This window comes from Nocardiopsis potens DSM 45234, from assembly GCF_000341105.1.
Classification (GTDB): Bacteria; Actinomycetota; Actinomycetes; order Streptosporangiales; family Streptosporangiaceae; genus Nocardiopsis_A; species Nocardiopsis_A potens.
On record NZ_ANBB01000046.1, the window covers coordinates 94080 to 110444 of the forward strand.

14 protein-coding genes are annotated in these 16365 nt (G+C 73.3%); 9 read left to right on the plus strand and 5 right to left on the minus strand.

Annotation, left to right across the window (positions count from 1 at the left end):
• The first annotated feature begins 124 nt into the window (after positions 1 to 124).
• Entirely contained in the window at positions 125 to 1966 is a 1842-nt protein-coding gene (gene lepA, locus D459_RS0119085; RefSeq protein WP_017594607.1) for a translation elongation factor 4, read from the plus strand.
• A gap of 37 nt (positions 1967 to 2003) precedes the next feature.
• Here the strand turns inward: lepA and D459_RS0119090 are convergent, their stop codons facing one another.
• Entirely contained in the window at positions 2004 to 3044 is a 1041-nt protein-coding gene (locus D459_RS0119090) for a LacI family DNA-binding transcriptional regulator (protein WP_017594608.1), read from the minus strand.
• Positions 3045 to 3147: 103 nt separating this feature from the next.
• Between D459_RS0119090 and D459_RS0119095 the strand changes: the two genes are divergently transcribed.
• The 5 genes from D459_RS0119095 (at position 3148) to hemW (ending at position 10013) form a co-directional block, all read left to right on the plus strand.
• Positions 3148 to 4764, plus strand: a complete 1617-nt coding sequence (locus D459_RS0119095; RefSeq protein ID WP_017594609.1) for a glycoside hydrolase family 13 protein — start codon at positions 3148 to 3150, stop codon at positions 4762 to 4764.
• A gap of 236 nt (positions 4765 to 5000) precedes the next feature.
• The gene (locus D459_RS0119100) at positions 5001 to 6269 is read left to right on the plus strand and encodes a sugar ABC transporter substrate-binding protein (RefSeq protein ID WP_017594610.1); all 1269 of its coding nucleotides are present in this window, start codon (positions 5001 to 5003) and stop codon (positions 6267 to 6269) included.
• 3 nt (positions 6270 to 6272) lie between these two features.
• Positions 6273 to 7856: an ABC transporter permease subunit gene (locus tag D459_RS0119105; RefSeq protein WP_017594611.1), complete on the plus strand. Its 1584-nt coding sequence runs from the start codon at positions 6273 to 6275 to the stop codon at positions 7854 to 7856.
• Entirely contained in the window at positions 7856 to 8731 is an 876-nt protein-coding gene (locus D459_RS0119110) for a sugar ABC transporter permease (protein WP_017594612.1), read from the plus strand. The genes D459_RS0119105 and D459_RS0119110 overlap by 1 nt, the downstream gene beginning before the upstream one ends.
• Positions 8732 to 8780: 49 nt before the next feature.
• Positions 8781 to 10013, plus strand: a complete 1233-nt coding sequence (gene hemW, locus D459_RS0119115; RefSeq protein WP_026120543.1) for a radical SAM family heme chaperone HemW — start codon at positions 8781 to 8783, stop codon at positions 10011 to 10013.
• A gap of 54 nt (positions 10014 to 10067) precedes the next feature.
• On the opposite strand, the gene D459_RS32160 is transcribed toward hemW, so the two are convergent.
• The 4 genes from D459_RS32160 to D459_RS33785 form a co-directional block, all read right to left on the minus strand.
• Positions 10068 to 10664, minus strand: a complete 597-nt coding sequence (locus tag D459_RS32160; protein WP_040710494.1) for a DUF4870 domain-containing protein — start codon at positions 10662 to 10664, stop codon at positions 10068 to 10070.
• A gap of 64 nt (positions 10665 to 10728) precedes the next feature.
• Positions 10729 to 11445, minus strand: coding sequence for a DUF4870 domain-containing protein (locus D459_RS36995; protein ID WP_081620628.1), 717 nt, complete (start codon positions 11443 to 11445; stop codon positions 10729 to 10731).
• Between the two features lie 91 nt (positions 11446 to 11536).
• On the minus strand, positions 11537 to 12343 hold the full coding sequence (locus D459_RS0119130) for a DUF3097 domain-containing protein (RefSeq protein WP_017594615.1): 807 nt from the start codon (positions 12341 to 12343) through the stop codon (positions 11537 to 11539).
• A gap of 78 nt (positions 12344 to 12421) precedes the next feature.
• Entirely contained in the window at positions 12422 to 13051 is a 630-nt protein-coding gene (locus D459_RS33785; protein ID WP_017594616.1) for a hypothetical protein, read from the minus strand.
• Between the two features lie 165 nt (positions 13052 to 13216).
• On the opposite strand from D459_RS33785, the gene hrcA reads away from it, so the two are divergent.
• The 3 genes from hrcA to D459_RS0119150 all read left to right on the plus strand — a co-directional run bounded on the left by hrcA (position 13217) and on the right by D459_RS0119150 (position 16259).
• The gene (gene hrcA / locus D459_RS0119140) at positions 13217 to 14230 is read left to right on the plus strand and encodes a heat-inducible transcriptional repressor HrcA (RefSeq protein WP_017594617.1); all 1014 of its coding nucleotides are present in this window, start codon (positions 13217 to 13219) and stop codon (positions 14228 to 14230) included.
• Positions 14231 to 14233: 3 nt separating this feature from the next.
• Entirely contained in the window at positions 14234 to 15376 is a 1143-nt protein-coding gene (gene dnaJ, locus D459_RS0119145) for a molecular chaperone DnaJ (RefSeq protein ID WP_017594618.1), read from the plus strand.
• Positions 15377 to 15512: 136 nt separating this feature from the next.
• Positions 15513 to 16259 carry a 16S rRNA (uracil(1498)-N(3))-methyltransferase gene (locus D459_RS0119150; RefSeq protein WP_017594619.1) on the plus strand — a complete coding sequence of 249 codons (747 nt, stop codon included), beginning with the start codon at positions 15513 to 15515 and terminating at the stop codon, positions 16257 to 16259.
• The last annotated feature ends 106 nt before the right edge of the window (positions 16260 to 16365 follow it).

Below are 16365 nucleotides of genomic sequence, written 5' to 3' on the forward strand. Positions count from 1 at the left end.
GGGCGCCCGGTCCCGGGGGACATGGGATCATGAAGGACAGTGCCCGCGCATCAGTGCACGGTGCCGCTCTGCGGCGGCCGGGAGCACGGGCGGGGGCGGAAGCCGACGACGTGAACGGAGCACGGTGGCACAGCCGAAGCGGACCGATCCCGCGCTGATCCGCAACTTCTGCATCATCGCGCACATCGACCATGGCAAGTCGACGCTGGCCGACCGCATGCTCCAGTTGTCCGGCATCGTCGAGGACCGGCAGATGCGCGCCCAGTACCTCGACCGGATGGACATCGAGCGCGAGCGGGGCATCACCATCAAGTCCCAGGCGGTGCGCCTGCCGTTCACCGCCCTGGACGACACCGAGTACGTGCTCAACCTGATCGACACCCCCGGGCACGTCGACTTCAGTTACGAGGTGTCCCGGTCGCTCGCCGCCTGCGAGGGCGCGATCCTGCTGGTCGACGCGGCGCAGGGGATCGAGGCCCAGACGCTGGCCAACCTGTACATGGCGCTCGACAACGACCTCGCCATCATCCCGGTGCTGAACAAGATCGACCTGCCCGCGGCCCAGCCGGAGAAGTACGCCGAGGAGCTGGCCGGCATCATCGGCTGCGAGCCGGGCGACGTGCTCAAGGTCAGCGCCAAGACCGGCGAGGGCGTCGAAGAGCTGATGAACGAGCTGGTCCGGCAGGTCCCGGCGCCGGTCGGCGACGCCGACGCGCCGGCCCGGGCGATGATCTTCGACTCGGTCTACGACACCTACCGCGGCGTGGTCACCTACGTCCGGGTGGTCGACGGCCACCTGGGCACCCGCGAGCGGATCGAGATGATGTCCACCGGCGCCACCCACGAGTCGCTGGAGGTCGGGGTCATCTCCCCGGAGCCGACCAAGGTGGGCGGCCTGGGTGTGGGCGAGGTGGGCTACCTGATCACCGGGGTGAAGGACGTCCGGCAGTCCCGGGTCGGCGACACCGTGACCTCGGCCTCGGGCGGCGCCACCGAGATGCTCTCCGGCTACCAGGACCCCAAGCCGATGGTGTTCTCCGGGCTCTACCCGATCGAGGGCACCGACTACCCGGTCCTCCGCGACGCCCTGGAGAAGCTGCAGCTCAACGACGCCGCGCTGGTCTTCGAGCCGGAGACCTCGGCGGCGCTGGGCTTCGGCTTCCGGTGCGGCTTCCTCGGCCTGCTCCACCTGGAGATCACCCGGGCCCGGCTGGAGCGCGAGTTCGACCTGGCGCTCATCTCCACCGCCCCCAACGTGGTCTACCAGGTGGTCATGGAGGACGGCACCGAGCACGTGGTGACCAACCCCAGCGAGTTCCCCGAGGGCAAGATCGACCGGGTCTTCGAGCCGGTGGTCAAGGCCACGCTGCTCTCCCCGGCGGACTTCGTCGGCCCGATCATGGAGCTGTGCCAGGCCCGGCGGGGCAACCTGCTCGGCATGGACTACCTCTCCGAGGACCGGGTGGAGATGCGCTACACCCTGCCGCTGGCCGAGATCGTCTTCGACTTCTTCGACCAGCTCAAGTCGCGCACCAAGGGGTACGCCTCGCTGGACTACGAGCCCACCGGCGACCAGGTCTCCGACCTGGTCAAGGTCGACATCCTGCTGCAGGGCGAGCCGGTCGACGCGTTCTCCGCGATCGTGCACAAGGACAACGCCTACTCCTACGGCGTGGAGATGACCAAGAAGCTGCGCGAGCTCATCCCGCGGCAGCAGTTCGAGGTGCCGGTGCAGGCGGCCATCGGCTCCCGGGTGATCGCCCGGGAGAACATCCGCGCCATCCGCAAGGACGTGCTCTCCAAGTGCTACGGCGGCGACATCAGCCGCAAGCGCAAGCTGCTGGAGAAGCAGAAGGAGGGCAAGAAGCGGATGAAGATGGTCGGCCGGGTGGAGGTCCCGCAGGAGGCGTTCATCTCGGCGCTGTCCACCGGCGGGGACGCCAAGGAGGACGCGAAGAAGAAGTAGCCGGGCGGGCGGCCCCGGGCCGCCCCCGGCGGGGTTCTCAGACGGCCGTTCCGGCCGGGTCCGCGGTGCGCGCGGACGCGGGCGGGGCGGCCGTCGACGCGCGCACCACCAGCTCCGGGTCGAACAGGTACTCGTCGTGCGAGACCTCGTGGCCGTTGATGGCGTCGGTGAGCGCGCGCACCGAGGCGTGCGCCATGGCCTTGACCGGCTGGCGGACGGTGGTCAGCGGCGGGTCGGTGAACGCGATGAGCGCCGAGTCGTCGAAGCCGACCGCGGAGAAGTCGCCGGGCACGGCGAGCCCGCGCTGCCGGGCGGCGCGGATCGCGCCCAGCGCCATCAGGTCGGAGCCGCACACCATGGCGGTGGCGCCGGCGCGCAGCAGCCGGACCGCGGCGGCGTAGCCGCCCTCGACGCCGTACTGGGAGAGGGCGATCAGGCCCTCGGGGTCCAGCCCGTGCCGCTCCATCGCGGCCAGGTAGCCGGCCCTGCGGCGCTGCACCGGGACGAACCGCTCCGGGCCGCTGGCGAAGCCGATCCTGGTGTGCCCGAGCGCGGCCAGGTGGTCCACGGCCAGCCGCGCGGCGACCCGCTCGTCGCAGGAGACGAAGGCCGCGCCGATGCCCTCGGCGTAGCCGTTCACCAGCACGATGGGCAGCCCGCGGGAGACCAGCCGGCGGTACCGGTCGTGGTCGGCGGTGGTGTCGGCGTGCAGGCCGGAGACGAAGACGATGCCGGCGACGTTGCGCTCCAGGAGCATCTCCACGTACTCGTCCTCGGTGTTGCCGCCGGGGGACTGGGTGCCCAGGACCGGCGTGTAGCCGTGCTGGCCCAGCGCCTTCTCCGCCTCCTGGGCGAACATCGGGAACACCGGGTTGTCCAGCTCCGGGACGACCATGCCGACCAGGCCCGCCGAGCGCTTGCGCAGCCGCGCGGGCCGCTCGTAGCCCAGGACGTCCAGCGCGGTGAGGACGGCCCGGCGGGTCTCGGCTCCGACCCCGGGCTTGTCGTTGAGGACGCGGGACACCGTGGCCTCGCTGACGCCGGCGTGCCGGGCGATGTCCGTGAGTCGTGGAGCCATGGGCAGCACTCTAATGCAGAAGCCCCTTCGCCCGAACGCAAGAGATCGGTAAGCTTGCGCAAGATCTTTCACGAGTTCGGCCGAACCATGGAGGTACCCCCGCATGCCCGAGCGCAAGTGGTGGCAGGACGCCGTCATCTACCAGGTCTACGTGCGCAGCTTCGCCGACTCCGACGGGGACGGCGACGGCGACCTCGCCGGTGCGGCGGACCGCCTCGGCGAGCTGGCCGCACTGGGGGTGGACGCGGTCTGGCTCACCCCCTTCTACGTGTCGCCGATGGCCGACGGCGGGTACGACGTGGCCGACTACCGCGACGTCGACCCGCGGTTCGGCACGCTGAAGGACTTCGACGCCCTGCTGGAGAAGGCGCACCGGCTCGGCCTCAAGGTGATCATCGACGTGGTCCCCAACCACACCTCCTCCGCGCACCGCTGGTTCGCCGAGGCGGTGGCCGCCGGACCGGGGTCGCCGGAGCGGTCCCGCTACCTGTTCCGACCGGGCCGGGGCCCCGGGGGAGCGGAGCCGCCGAACAACTGGCGGTCGATCTTCGGCGGCCCGGCCTGGACCCGGCTGGAGCGGCCGGACGGCACCCCCGAGGAGTGGTACCTGCACCTGTTCGCCCCCGAGCAGCCGGACCTGGACTGGACCTGCGAGGAGGTGCGCGAGGAGTTCGACTCGGTGCTCCGGTTCTGGCTGGACCGCGGGGTGGACGGGTTCCGGATCGACGTCGCGCACGGCATGGCCAAGGACCCGGCCCTGCCCGACATCGCCGAGGACGCCAGCCCCGACCTGCTGGACGGGAGCACCCGGCTGCCCTACTTCGACCAGGACGGCGTGCACGGGATCCACCGCAGGTGGCGCAGGCTGATCGAGGCCTACGGCGGGGACCGGGCGCTGGTCGCCGAGGCGTGGGTGGAGGACGCCGAGCGGGTCGCCCGCTACCTGCGCCCGGACGAGCTGCACCAGGCGTTCAACTTCGAGTACCTCTCGGCCGGCTGGGACCCGGAGGCGCTGTCCCGGGTGATCGACGGCTCGCTGGCGGCCAACACCGCGGTCGGCGCCCCCACCACCTGGGTGCTCTCCAACCACGACGTGGTCCGGCACCGGACCCGCTTCGGCGGGCCGGACGGCGGGCTGCGCCGGGCGCGGGCGGCGGCCCTGCTCACCCTCGGCCTGCCCGGCTCGGCCTACCTCTACCAGGGCGAGGAGCTGGGCCTGCCGGAGGTCGCCGACCTGCCGGAGGAGGCGCTGCAGGACCCGACCTGGGAGCGGTCCGGGCGCACCGAGCGCGGCCGGGACGGGTGCAGGGTGCCGCTGCCCTGGGAGGGCGGCCGGGAGCCGTACGGGTTCGGCCCGGAGGGCTCGCGGCCGTGGCTGCCGGTGCCCGAGGCCTGGGCCGGCCTGGGCCGCGCGGCGCAGCGGGAGGACCCCGGCTCGGTCCTCGCGCTCTACACCGAGGCGCTGCGGATCCGCCGCGAGGTGGTGGGGAGGGCGCCGGGCATGGACGGGCTGGAGTGGCAGGACGCCCCGGAGGGCGTGCTCAGGTTCCGCCGCGGCGCCGGGTTCGGCTGCGCGGTGAACCTCTCGGCGGAGGAGGTCGAGCTGCCCGGGGTGGAGCGGACCCTGCTGGCCAGCGGTGAGCCGGAGGAGCGCGACGGCGCGGTGCTGCTGCCGCCGGACACGGCGCTCTGGTTCGTCCCGGAGGCGGCGGAGCGGTAGCGGCCGGGAGGGCGCCGGTGCGGGGGTGCGGGGGCACCCCCGCTTCCGTGTGTCCGGGGTGCTTCGGGGCGCCGCGCCGGTGCCGGGTTGCGGTGCCGTTTCCGGATCGTGACGTCATCGCTCTGCAAGTTCTTTCAAATCTTGCGGAAACTTGCTAGCGTCACTTCACTGCAAAAAGCGACGACCGTGCGATTTCGGGGGGATTCGCACGGCGGTGCCCTTGACAAGGGAGAACCATGAGACTGCGTACCCCCGGCACGACCCCCTCCCCGCTCTCCCGGCGGGCCGGCGCCCCGGCCGGTGCGGCGGCCCTGCTGCTGGCGGCCGCCGCCTGCGGCGGAGGCGGAGGCGGCGAGACCGCCGCCCAGGGGAGCCTGACCATCTGGTCCGACCCGGAGCGCGCCGAGGTCCTGGAACCCTTCGCCATGGAGTTCGGCGAGGCCAACGGGGTGGAGGTGAAGGTCGAGGCGCTGCCCGCCGACGACCTGCAGGGCGACTTCGTCACCGCGCACGAGGCCGGATCCGGCCCCGACATCGTGGTCGGCGCGCACGACTGGATCGGCAACCTGGTGCAGAACGGCGCGATCGAACCGGTGCGGCTGCCCGAGGGCGCCGAGGCCGACTACGACCCGGCCGCCATCGACGCGGTCACCTACCAGGGCCAGGTCTACGGCGTGCCGTACGCGATGGAGTCGCTGCTGCTGCTCCGCAACACCGAGCTGGCCCCGGACGCCCCCGCCACCATGGAGGAGCTGGTGGAGACCGGCAAGGCGGCGAAGGAGGACGGGAAGGCGAAGGAGGCGCTGGCCCTCCAGGTCGGCCAGACCGGCGACCCGTTCCACCTGCAGCCGCTGTACACCTCGGCCGGCGGGTACCTGTTCGGCACCGACGGCGACGGCGACCCCGACCCCTCCGACCTGGGCGTGGGCACCGACGCCTCGGTCGAGGCGATGGAGCGGATCGCCGAGCTCGGCGAGGAGGGCGAGGGGGTGCTGAAGCGCTCCATCGACGCGGACAACGCCCCCTCCCTGTTCGAGGGCGGCGACGTCCCCTACTACGTCACCGGCCCGTGGGCGCTGGCCGGCGCCAAGGACGCCGGGATCGACTACGCCGTCTCCCCGGTGCCCGGCTTCGAGGGCGCCGAGGAGGCCGCGCCCTTCCTCGGCGTGCAGGCCTTCTTCGTCGCCGCCGGGAGCGGCAACAAGGTGCTCGCCGAAGAGTTCGCGGTGAACGGCGTCGGCGCCCCGGAGCTGGCCTCGGCGCTGTACGAGGCCGACCCGCGGCCCCCGGCGCTGATCGAGGTCTCCGAGACCTACCAGGAGTCCGACCCCGACCTGGCGGCGATGCGCGAGGCGCTGGAGAGCGCCGTCCCGATGCCGGTCATCCCGGAGATGAGCGCGATCTGGGACCCGTTCGGCAAGGCCCAGGCCGCGGTCATCGGCGGCGAGGACCCCGCCTCGGCGGTGGCCGCCGCGGAGAAGGCCGTCTCCGAGCAGATCGGCTGACCGGTGGCGACCGAGAAGACGCCCCCGCCGCTGCCCGGCGGGGGCCTGGCACCGCGCGGCCCGCTCGCCGGCCACCTGGCCAAGGCCGCGATGCTGGCGCTCTCCGCCGGCATCGCCGCCTGGGCCGCCTGGCCGCTGTACGAGGCCCGGAACTGGATCGGGCTGGGCCTGGTCGCCGCCGTCACCGGCCTCGTCTGGTGGGTCTACCTGTCCGAGCGCCGGGTGCCCGCCAAGTACCTGCTGCCGGGCCTGCTGCTGCTGACCGCCTTCCAGGTGGTCCCGGTGGTGTACACCGTGGCCACCTCGGCGACCAACCACGGCGACGGCCACCGCGGCACCAAGGAGGAGGCGATCGCGCGGATCGAGGCCTCCTCGGTGACCCGGACCGCCGACGGCCGCGAGTTCGCCCTCACCATCGCGGCCGAGGGCGATTCCCCCTCCGGCGAGCTGGTCTTCCTGCTGGCCGGCGAGGACGGCGAGGTCTACGCCGGCGACGCCGAGGGCCTGACCCCGCTGCCCGGCGCGCGCACCGGACCGACCGGCCGGGTGCTGGACGCGGACGGCTACACCCCGCTGACCGCCGCCCAGGCCAACGGGCGCGGCGCGGAGGTCTCCGGACTCGCGGTGCCGACCGGCGACGGCGCGGGCATCCGCGCCCAGGGCCTCTCCGCCGCCTATGAGGGGCGCGCGGCCCGGGTCTACGACGACGGCTGCGACTGCATCACCGACTCGGAGACCGGGACCGTCTACACCGCCGACGACGAGCGCGGGGTGTTCGCCGCCGACGGCGGCGAACGGCTCTCCCAGGGGTGGCGGGTCGGCGTCGGCGCGGACAACTACGCCCGGATCGCCGCCGACCCCGGCATCGCCTCGGCGTTCCTCTCCATCCTCGGCTGGAACACCGCGTTCGCCGCCGGCACCACGCTGGGCGTCTTCGTGCTCGGCCTGGCGGTCGCGCTGGCCCTGCACACCCCGGACCGGCTGCGCGGGCGCACCCTGTACCGGCTGCTGCTGGTACTGCCCTACGCGATGCCGGCGTTCGCCATGATGCTGCTCTGGCGGGACATGTTCAACGCCGACTTCGGGCTGGTCAACCGGGTGCTCGGCACCGACACCGACTGGCTGGGCGGCACCGGGACCGCCCGCGCGGTCGCGCTCACCGTCAACATCTGGCTGGGCTTCCCCTACATGTTCCTGATCTGCACCGGGGCGCTGCAGGCCATCCCGCGCGAGCTGGTGCAGGCGGCGCGGCTCGACGGCGCCGGCGCCCGGCAGGCGTTCCGCCACGTCACCCTGCCGCTGCTGATGGTGGCGGTGGCGCCGGTGCTCATCGCGACGTTCGCGTTCAACTTCAACAACTTCAACGCGATCTGGCTGACCACCGAGGGCGGGCCGTTCCCGCCGGACAGCCCGACGGCGGGCTCCACCGACCTGCTGATCACCTACACCTACCGGCTGGCCTTCGGCGGGCAGGGCGCCGAGTACGGCTACGCCGCGGCGGTATCGGTGCTCATCTTCCTCATCGTCACCCTGATCTCCTACGCCGGCCTGCGCAAGAGCGCCTCCCTGGAAGAGGTGAACCGCTGATGGCGGCCACCGCCCGACCCGCCCGCCGGCCCGCCCGGCGCACCCTGGACCGGCTCTGGCGGCACGCGCTGCTCCTCGCGGTGACCGCGTTCGCGCTCTTCCCGATCGTGTTCGTGGTCTCCGCGGCGCTCGACCCGCTGGGCACGCTGAGCGGCTCGCAACCGCTGCCGGTCCGGGTCGGCCCGGACAACTTCGAGCGACTGCTCACCGAGACCGCCTACCCGCGCTGGTACCTCAACTCGCTGCTGCTGGCGGTCTGCAACGCGGCGGCAACGGTGCTGCTCTCCGCGCTGGCGGCCTACGCGTTCAGCAGGTTCCGCTTCACCGGCCGCCGGGTGGGCCTCTACGGGCTGCTGGTCATCCAGATGTTCCCGCAGTTCCTCGCGATCGTCGCGATCTACCTGATGTTCTCCGCCGTCACCGAGCTGCGCCCGGAGATCGGCTTCGACACCCACTGGGGGCTGCTCCTGGTCTACCTGGGCGGCGCGCTGAGCATCAACACCTGGCTGATGAAGGGCTTCTTCGACACCGTCCCGGCCGAACTGGACGAGGCGGCCCGGGTGGACGGCGCCTCGCACGCCCAGCTGTTCTTCCGGATCCTGCTGCCGCTGGTGGCGCCGGTGCTGGCCATCGTGGGGCTGCTCGTCTTCATCTCCACCGTCAACGAGTTCGTCATGGCCAGCGTCTTCCTCCGGGACGGCGACTCCAAGACCGTCGCGCTCGGCCTGTACGCCATGGTCGCCGACCGGCGCGACGCCGACTTCGGGATGTTCGCCGCCGGCACGCTGCTGCTGGCCCTCCCGGTCCTGGCGGTCTTCTGGTACCTCCAGCGGCACATCGCCGAGGGGCTGACCTCGGGCGCGGTCAAGGGGTGAGCCCCCGCGCCGGTCCCGGGCACCGGCGCGGATGGCGGAGACTGGAGGCATGCCTTCTGTAGTGCTCGACGGCGAGCCGGTCCCGGCCGACGGCGCCCTGCCCGCATCCGCCCTCGACGGGTTCGGGGACCGCCCGTTCGGGGTCTACGTGCACGTGCCGTTCTGCGTGACCCGGTGCGGCTACTGCGACTTCAACACCTACACCGCCGAGGAGCTGGTCTCCCGGGACGGCTCGGCCACCGCGACCCGGGAGGGCTACGCGGCCCTCGCCGAGCAGGAGGTGCGGTTCGCCCGCCGGGCGCTGGGGCCGGCCGACGCGCCGGTGCGCACCGTGTTCGTCGGCGGCGGCACCCCCACCCTGCTGCCCCCCGAGGACCTGGGCCGGGTGCTGCGCGCGATCGGCGAGGAGTTCGGCCTGGCGCCCGGCGCCGAGGTGACCACCGAGGCCAACCCGGAGACGGTGGACGCGGGCTACCTGGCGCGGCTGCGCGAGGCCGGCTTCACCCGGGTCTCCTTCGGCATGCAGAGCGCCCGGGAGCACGTGCTGAAGGTGCTGGAGCGCACGCACACCCCCGGTCGGCCGCAGAAGTGCGCGCAGTGGGCGCGCGAGGCCGGGTTCGAGCACGTCAACCTGGACCTCATCTACGGGGCGCCGGGAGAGACCGACGACGACTGGCGGGCCTCGCTGGAGGCGGCGCTGGAGGCCGGCCCGGACCACGTCTCGGCGTACTCGCTGATCGTGGAGGAGGGCACCCGGCTGGCCGCCCGGGTCCGCCGCGGCGAGCTGACCCCCTGCGACGACGACGTGCTGGCCGACCGGTACCTGATCGCCGACGAGATGCTGGAGAAGGCCGGGCTGCACGCCTACGAGGTCTCCAACTGGGCGCGCGACACCGCGGCGCGCAGCGAGCACAACCGGCTGTACTGGACCGGCGGGGACTGGTGGGGGGTCGGCCCCGGCGCGCACAGCCACGTCGGCGGGACCCGATGGTGGAACGTCAAGCACCCGGCCGCCTACGCGGCCCGGCTGGCCGCGGGGGCCTCGCCCGGGCACGCCCGGGAGGTGCTCGGCGCCGAGGACCGGCGGTTCGAGCGGATCCTGCTGGAGCTGCGGATCGCCGAGGGCTGCCCGCTGGAGCTGCTGGACGGGCCCGGGCGGGCCGCCGCCGAGCGGGCGGTGGCCGAGGGGCTGCTGGACGCCGCCGCACACGCCGGCGGCCGCGCCGTACTGACCCGGCGCGGCCGCCTGCTGGCCGATGCGGTGGTCCGCGACCTCACCTGAGCCGGGACCGGCGGCCCCGCGGCGGCCCGGGCGGGGCCGCCGCAGGGCGGCGCGTCACTTCGCGATCGGGATGCCCATCGGGTACTTGTACCACTCGCCCTGCTTGGCGGCGTTGTTCGCCTTGATGCCCAGCATGATCGCGACGACCAGGGTGATGATCCAGGTGAGGAAGCCGATCAGGACGATCATCAGCAGCCCGTTGACGAACTGCAGGATCCCCATCAGCAGGTGGAAGTTGGCGGCCTGCCCGATGTGGTGCTTGGCGAACGGCGAGGCGTCGCCCTTCACGAAGTACATGATGATCGGGATCAGCGGGATGATCGCGCCGCCGATGTGGCACAGCGCCACCGTGCCCTGCTCGTCGGAGGACATCTGGCCGGCCCCCTGGCCGTAGCCGCCGCCCTGCTGCTGGTACTGCTGGTATCCGCCCTGCTGCTGGTAGGGCTGGGGCAGCTGGCCGCCCTGCTGCGGGTAGCCCTGCTGGGGCTGCTGGGGGTAGCCGGGCTGGCCCTGCTGCGGGTACCCCTGCTGGGGGTAGCCCTGCTGGGGCTGCTGCGGGTAGCCGGGCTGGCCGCCGGAGGGGGCGCCGTAACCGGGCTGGCCGCCGGTGGGCTGCTGGCCGTAGGGGCCGGGCTGGGGCGGGTAGGACATGGTTCGCTTCTCCTCGGAGCAACGGGTCGGTCGGGGAAGAGGGGGATGCGCGCGCCTTCTCGGGTCACTTCACCAGGCGCAGGGACACCGGATAGCGGTATCGACCCCCCTTGTTGGCACGGACGGCGGCGAGGACGCCGAACACGATCGACAGGGCCCAGACCAGAGCGATCAGCACGGATCCGATCCAGGAGACCTGCGGCGCCATCAGGGCCAGCACGATGTAGACGATCCACGAGAGCGCGTACGGGATCAAGAGGGTGATCTGGAAATTCAGCGCCTCGGCCGCGTGCTCCCGGGTGAACGGGGAGCGGTCCTTCCGGCCGGAGAAGACGGCGAGCGGCGGCACCCAGCCCAGGCAGGCCACCAGGGCCCCGGACAGGTGGGCGACCATCGCCCACACCGGGTCCTCCGCGGACGGCGCCGGGCCGCCGGGGACCGGACCGCCGGGGGCGGCGCCCGGGGGCGGCAGCGGCGCGCCCTGCGGGGGAGCGCCGTAGGGCGCACCGGGCGGCGGGGCGTACCTCGGCGCCGCGCCCTGGGGGAGCGGGGCGCCCTGCGGGTGCGGCGGCCGCTGCGGCCCCGAGCCCGGCGGGACACCGGGGGCCGGGTGGCCCGCGGTGTGCTGCGGACCGGGCTGCTGCGGACCGGGCTGCGGGGCCGGAGGCGGCGCGTACCCCGGCCGGCCGCCGGCGCCCGGTCCAGGAGCGCCGCCCTGGGCGGGCCCGGGCCCCTGCGGGGGCTGCTGGGGCTGTGGTTGGTTGGGCGGGGTCTCGCTCATCTCGTCCCTTGGCTTGCCGTTTCCATCGGCGGCGGCCGTGCCGGTTCCCGCGGCCGCCGCGGTCCGTCCGCGCGGTTGCGCCGTCCCGCCCCTAGTCTTCCACCACGTGGGGCGCGGTCACGAAGTCGATCAGTTCTTCGACGCGCCCGAGCAGTTCTGGTTCCAGGTCGGTGAAGGATCGCACGGATCCCAGGATCCGCCGCCACGCCTCCCCGGGCTCCTCGGTGCTCCCCAGGGCGCGCAGCACCCCCTCTTTCCAGGGGACGCCCCGCGGCACCTCGGGCCAGGCCCGGATGCCGAGCGCGGACGGCTTCACAGCCTGCCATACGTCGACGAACGGGTGACCGGTCACCAGGACGTGGGGGGAGGAGACCCGCTCGGCGATCCGGCTCTCCTTGGAACCGGGGACGAGGTGGTCGACCAGGACGCCCAGCCGGCGCTCCGGGCCCGGGCCGAACCCGGCGACGATCTCCGGCAGGCGGTCGACGCCCTCCAGGAACTCCACGGCCACGCCCTCCACCCGCAGGTCGTGGCCCCAGATCTTCTCCACCAGCTCGGCGTCGTGCGCGCCCTCGACGTAGATCCGGCTCTCCCGCGCGACCCGGGCCCGCGCCCCGCGGACCGCGATCGAGCCGGAGGCGCTGCGCAGCGGGCCGGACGGGGCGGCGGCCGCGGGCCGGACCGCGGTCACCGGCGCGCCGTCCAGCAGGAACGCCGCCGGGGCCAGGTCGAAGACGCGGGTGGCGCCGTGCCGGTCCTCCAGGGTGACGGTGGACTTGTCCCAGCCGGTGACGGCGCCGCAGAACCCCTCGTCGGCGGTCTCCAGCACCAGCCCGGCCTCCAGCGGTACCTCGGCGACGGCGCCCTTGCGGGGCCGCCGCGGGTCGCCGGCGAGCACGTCGCCGCGGTATCTGTCGGTTCTCTTGGGCACGCGCCGGATTGTAGTGCCGGGGGCGGCCGCGGAGCCCGAACCGGGTCAGTACGGCGGGTACCCGCGCTCGGCGAGCAGCCGCCGCCGGTGCCGGGAGCGCCCGCTGTAGGCGGTGACGATGAGGACCAGGCCGATCACCAGGCCGGCGATCGGGAACAGGAACATCGACCCCAGGCCGCCCAGCACGCCCAGCCCGGTCCCGGCGGCGTCGCCGCCCGGGGTGACCGCGTAGATCGTGGCCCCGTCCGTGCAGCCCAGGGTGTACTCGCCTGCCTCGGCCGGGGTGAAGGAGCCGGCGACCTCCCAGTACTGCCCGCCGTTCTGGACGCTGTGGCTCACCGCAGAGGGGCCGATCGGCACGTCGGCACCGGTCGGGTCGGTCACCGAGCAGCTGCTCGCGGCGTCGGCGCCGGGGGCGTCGGCGTAGACCGACCAGGAGGAGCCGGCCTCCTCCGCGCCGACCTCGAAGGAGGTCATGTCGTTCGGCTCGATCCGGCCGGCGAAGTCCGGCACCTGGGCTGCGACGACGATTCCGGTGATCAGCCCGACCAGTCCGGCGATGAAGCCGAGGGCGATGGCGGCGCCGCCGATCCAGTACCGGGCGCGGCCGGGGCGGAGCTCGGAGGGGTCGATCCGGGGCGGGGGCGGAGGGCCTCCCGCGGGGTGCTGGGCCATGCCCGGATCATGCCTCCGCGTCCCGGTGAGGTACAACACCCGGAGTGCGGATCGGCCTGTACCGGCCGTCCACCGGCAACGCCCGGCCAGGAGCTTGACAAGGGCCGCTTTGCCAAGCGGCATAGAATTAGCACTTAAGACCACGGAGTGCCAGGAGGTGAGTGCGTGCTGAACGACCGGAAGCTCGCGGTCCTGCGCGCCATCGTCGAGGACTTCGTCTCCACTGACGAGCCCGTCGGATCGAGGGCGCTGGCCGAGAGGCACTCACTGGGGGTATCCCCGGCCACCATCCGCAACGACATGGTCGCGCTGGAGGAGGAGGGGTACATCGCCCAGCCGCACACCAGCGCCGGCCGGATCCCCACGGACAAGGGCTACCGCCTCTTCGTGGACAGGCTGTCCACGGTCAAGCCGCTGTCCCCGGCCGAGCGCAGGGCGATCGAGACCTTCCTCGGCGGGGCCGTCGACCTGGACGAGATCGTCGCCCGCACGGTGCGGCTGCTCGCGCAGCTCACCCGGCAGGTGGCGATCGTGCAGTACCCCTCGCTCACCAGGTCGTCGGTGCAGCACGTGGAACTGGTGCCGCTCGGCCCGCAGCGGGTGATGATGGTCCTCATCACCAACACCGGCAGGGTCGAGCAGCGGGTCATCGACGGGCTCGACCGGGTCTCCGAGGGCTCCGTCGAGCACCTGCGGCGCTCGCTCAACCAGGCCCTGGCCGGCAAGTGGCTGAACGAGGTCCCCGACGCGGTGGCCGACCTGCCCGAGACCCTCGAACCGGAGGACCGCCCGCTCGCGGCGTCGGTGCTGTCGGTGCTGCTGGAGAGCCTGGTCGAGCGGCACGAGGAGAAGGTGGTGATGAGCGGCACCGCCAATCTCGCGGGCATGGGATTCTCCGCTAGCCTGCGGGACGTACTCGAAGCGCTGGAAGAAAACGTGGTCCTCATCCGTTTGCTGGGGGAGGCGGGCGATCCCTCCATGCTCACGGTACGCATCGGCGCGGAGAACTCCCATGAGAGCCTGAGAAGCACTTCGATCGTGTCCGCCGGCTACGGAGTGGGCGACCAGACGCTGGCCAAGCTCGGCGTCGTGGGACCGACACGAATGGACTATCCGGGAACGATGGGAGCGGTACGCGCGGTGGCTCGGTACGTCGGCTCGATACTAGCGGGGCAGTAGTAAGTGGCTAGAGACTATTACGAGATCCTCGGCGTACGCCGGGACGCGTCCAAGGACGAGATCAAGAAGGCGTACCGCAGACTCGCCCGGGAGCTGCACCCGGACGTGAACCCGGACCCCGAGACCCAGGAGCGGTTCAAGGAGGTGACCCAGGCCTACGAGGTCCTCTCCGACGACGAGAAGCGCCGCATGTTCGACCTGGGCGCCGACCCGTTCGCCCCCGGTGGCGGAGGCTTCGGTCCGGGCGGCTTCGGCGCGGCGGGCTCCCCCTTCGACGACATCATGAACGCCTTCTTCGGCGGCCAGGCCCGGGCGCGGCGCAGCCCGCGGGAGCGGATGCGGCGCGGCCGCAGCATCAAGATCCGCATCGAGCTGGACCTGGCCGAGGCCGCGTTCGGCGTGGCCAAGGACATCGCCTTCCCCACGGCGGTGCTCTGCAACACCTGCCAGGGCGAGGGGACCGCCGCCGGCACCTCCCGCACCAGCTGCGGCATGTGCCACGGGCACGGCGAGATCATCCAGGAGCAGGAGTCCTTCCTCGGGCGGGTCCGCACCTCCCGGCCGTGCCCGCAGTGCAGCGGGATGGGCACGGTCATCACCGACCCCTGCGCCGACTGCGCCGGCGAGGGCCGGATCCGCGAGCGGGTCACCCGCAACGTGGAGATCCCGGCCGGCGTCGAGGACGGCACCCAGATCCAGCTGGCCGGCGAGGGCGAGATCGGCCCCAACGGCGGCCCGCGGGGCGACATCTTCCTGGAGATCGTCCAGCGCCCGCACCCGGTCTTCGAGCGCCGCGGCGACGACCTGCACTGCACCATCACGGTGCCGATGACCGCCGCCGCGCTGGGCGCCTCGTTCACCTTCGAGACGCTGGACGGCACCGAGGAGATCGACCTCCGGCCGGGCACCGGCTCCGGGCACGTCATCACGCTGGCCGGCAAGGGCGTCAAGCACCTCAACGGCGGCGGCCGCGGCGACCTGATGATCCAGGTGGACGTGGAGACCCCGTCCCGCCTGGACGAGGAGCAGGAGGCACTGCTGCGCAAGTTCGCCGAGCTGCGCGGCGAGGACAAGCCCCCGGGCAAGTTCAGCCCGGGCCACGGCGGCCTGTTCTCCCGGCTGCGGGACGCCTTCGGCGCCCGCTGACCCGGCGCCGGAACCCAGGGGATCCCCCGGCCCGAGGCCGGGCGGGTCCCCTCGGCGTCTCCGGCGCTCCTTCTCCATCCCCCTTCCCACTCTGCTCCCGGCTCCGCCCGGGACCGGCACGGAGGTTCCCGACACGATGACGGCACCGGTCTTCCTCGCCGAGGAGGGCGCGCTCGACGGCGCGCGGGCGGTACTGCGCGGCCCGGAGGGGCGGCACGCGGCCACGGTCCGGCGGATCTCCGTCGGTGAGACCGTGCACCTGGTGGACGGGGCCGGCACCCGGGCCCGGTGCACGGTCGCCGAGGTCGGCAAGGACACCGTGGTCTGCGAGGTGCTGGAGCGGGGGACCGACCCCGAGCCGGCGCCGCGCATCACCGTGGTGCAGGCGCTGCCCAAGGGCGACCGGGGCGAGCTCGCGGTGGAGGTGATGACCGAGGCCGGGGTGGACCGGATCGTGCCCTGGCCGGCGGAGCGCTGCGTGACCCGGTGGAAGCCGGAGCGGGCGGAGAAGGCCCTGGCCAAGTGGCGCGCCGCGGCCCGGGAGGCGGCCAAGCAGTCCCGCCGCAGCCGGGTCCCGGAGGTCACCGCGCCGGCCGGCACCGCCCGGGTGGCCGAACTGCTCGGCGGCGCCGCGCTCGGCGCGGTACTGCACGAGGAGGCCGCCGAGCGCCTCTCCGCGCTGCCGCTCCCGGACGCGCTGTCCGCCCCCGGGGGCGAGGCCGTGCTGGTCGTCGGCCCCGAGGGGGGCGTCTCCCCGGACGAGCTGTCCGCCTTCGACGCGGCGGGCGCGGTGCGCGTGCTGCTCGGCCCCACGGTGCTCCGCACCTCCACCGCGGGCGTCGCCGCCCTCTCGGTCCTCCAGTCCCGCTGCGGCCGCTGGTGACCCTGGTGACCCTCGCGGGGCGCTCGATGGCCCTGCCTGGCGCTCCCCGCCCGCCCGGGGCTCAACGTCGCCGTGACAAGCTCGACGAGGTAGCGCTGTAGCGGAG

What these genes read in the sequence shown, in the direction of transcription:
- D459_RS0119090 (WP_017594608.1), bottom strand. Translation starts at nt 3,044, where the DNA reads ATGGCTCCACGACTCACGGACATCGCCCGGCACGCCGGCGTCAGCGAG.
- D459_RS0119095 (WP_017594609.1), top strand. Translation starts at nt 3,148, where the DNA reads ATGCCCGAGCGCAAGTGGTGGCAGGACGCCGTCATCTACCAGGTCTAC.
- D459_RS0119100 (WP_017594610.1), top strand. Translation starts at nt 5,001, where the DNA reads ATGAGACTGCGTACCCCCGGCACGACCCCCTCCCCGCTCTCCCGGCGG.
- D459_RS0119110 (WP_017594612.1), top strand. Translation starts at nt 7,856, where the DNA reads ATGGCGGCCACCGCCCGACCCGCCCGCCGGCCCGCCCGGCGCACCCTG.
- hemW (WP_026120543.1), top strand. Translation starts at nt 8,781, where the DNA reads ATGCCTTCTGTAGTGCTCGACGGCGAGCCGGTCCCGGCCGACGGCGCC.
- D459_RS32160 (WP_040710494.1), bottom strand. Translation starts at nt 10,664, where the DNA reads ATGTCCTACCCGCCCCAGCCCGGCCCCTACGGCCAGCAGCCCACCGGC.
- D459_RS36995 (WP_081620628.1), bottom strand. Translation starts at nt 11,445, where the DNA reads ATGAGCGAGACCCCGCCCAACCAACCACAGCCCCAGCAGCCCCCGCAG.
- D459_RS33785 (WP_017594616.1), bottom strand. Translation starts at nt 13,051, where the DNA reads ATGGCCCAGCACCCCGCGGGAGGCCCTCCGCCCCCGCCCCGGATCGAC.
- D459_RS0119150 (WP_017594619.1), top strand. Translation starts at nt 15,513, where the DNA reads ATGACGGCACCGGTCTTCCTCGCCGAGGAGGGCGCGCTCGACGGCGCG.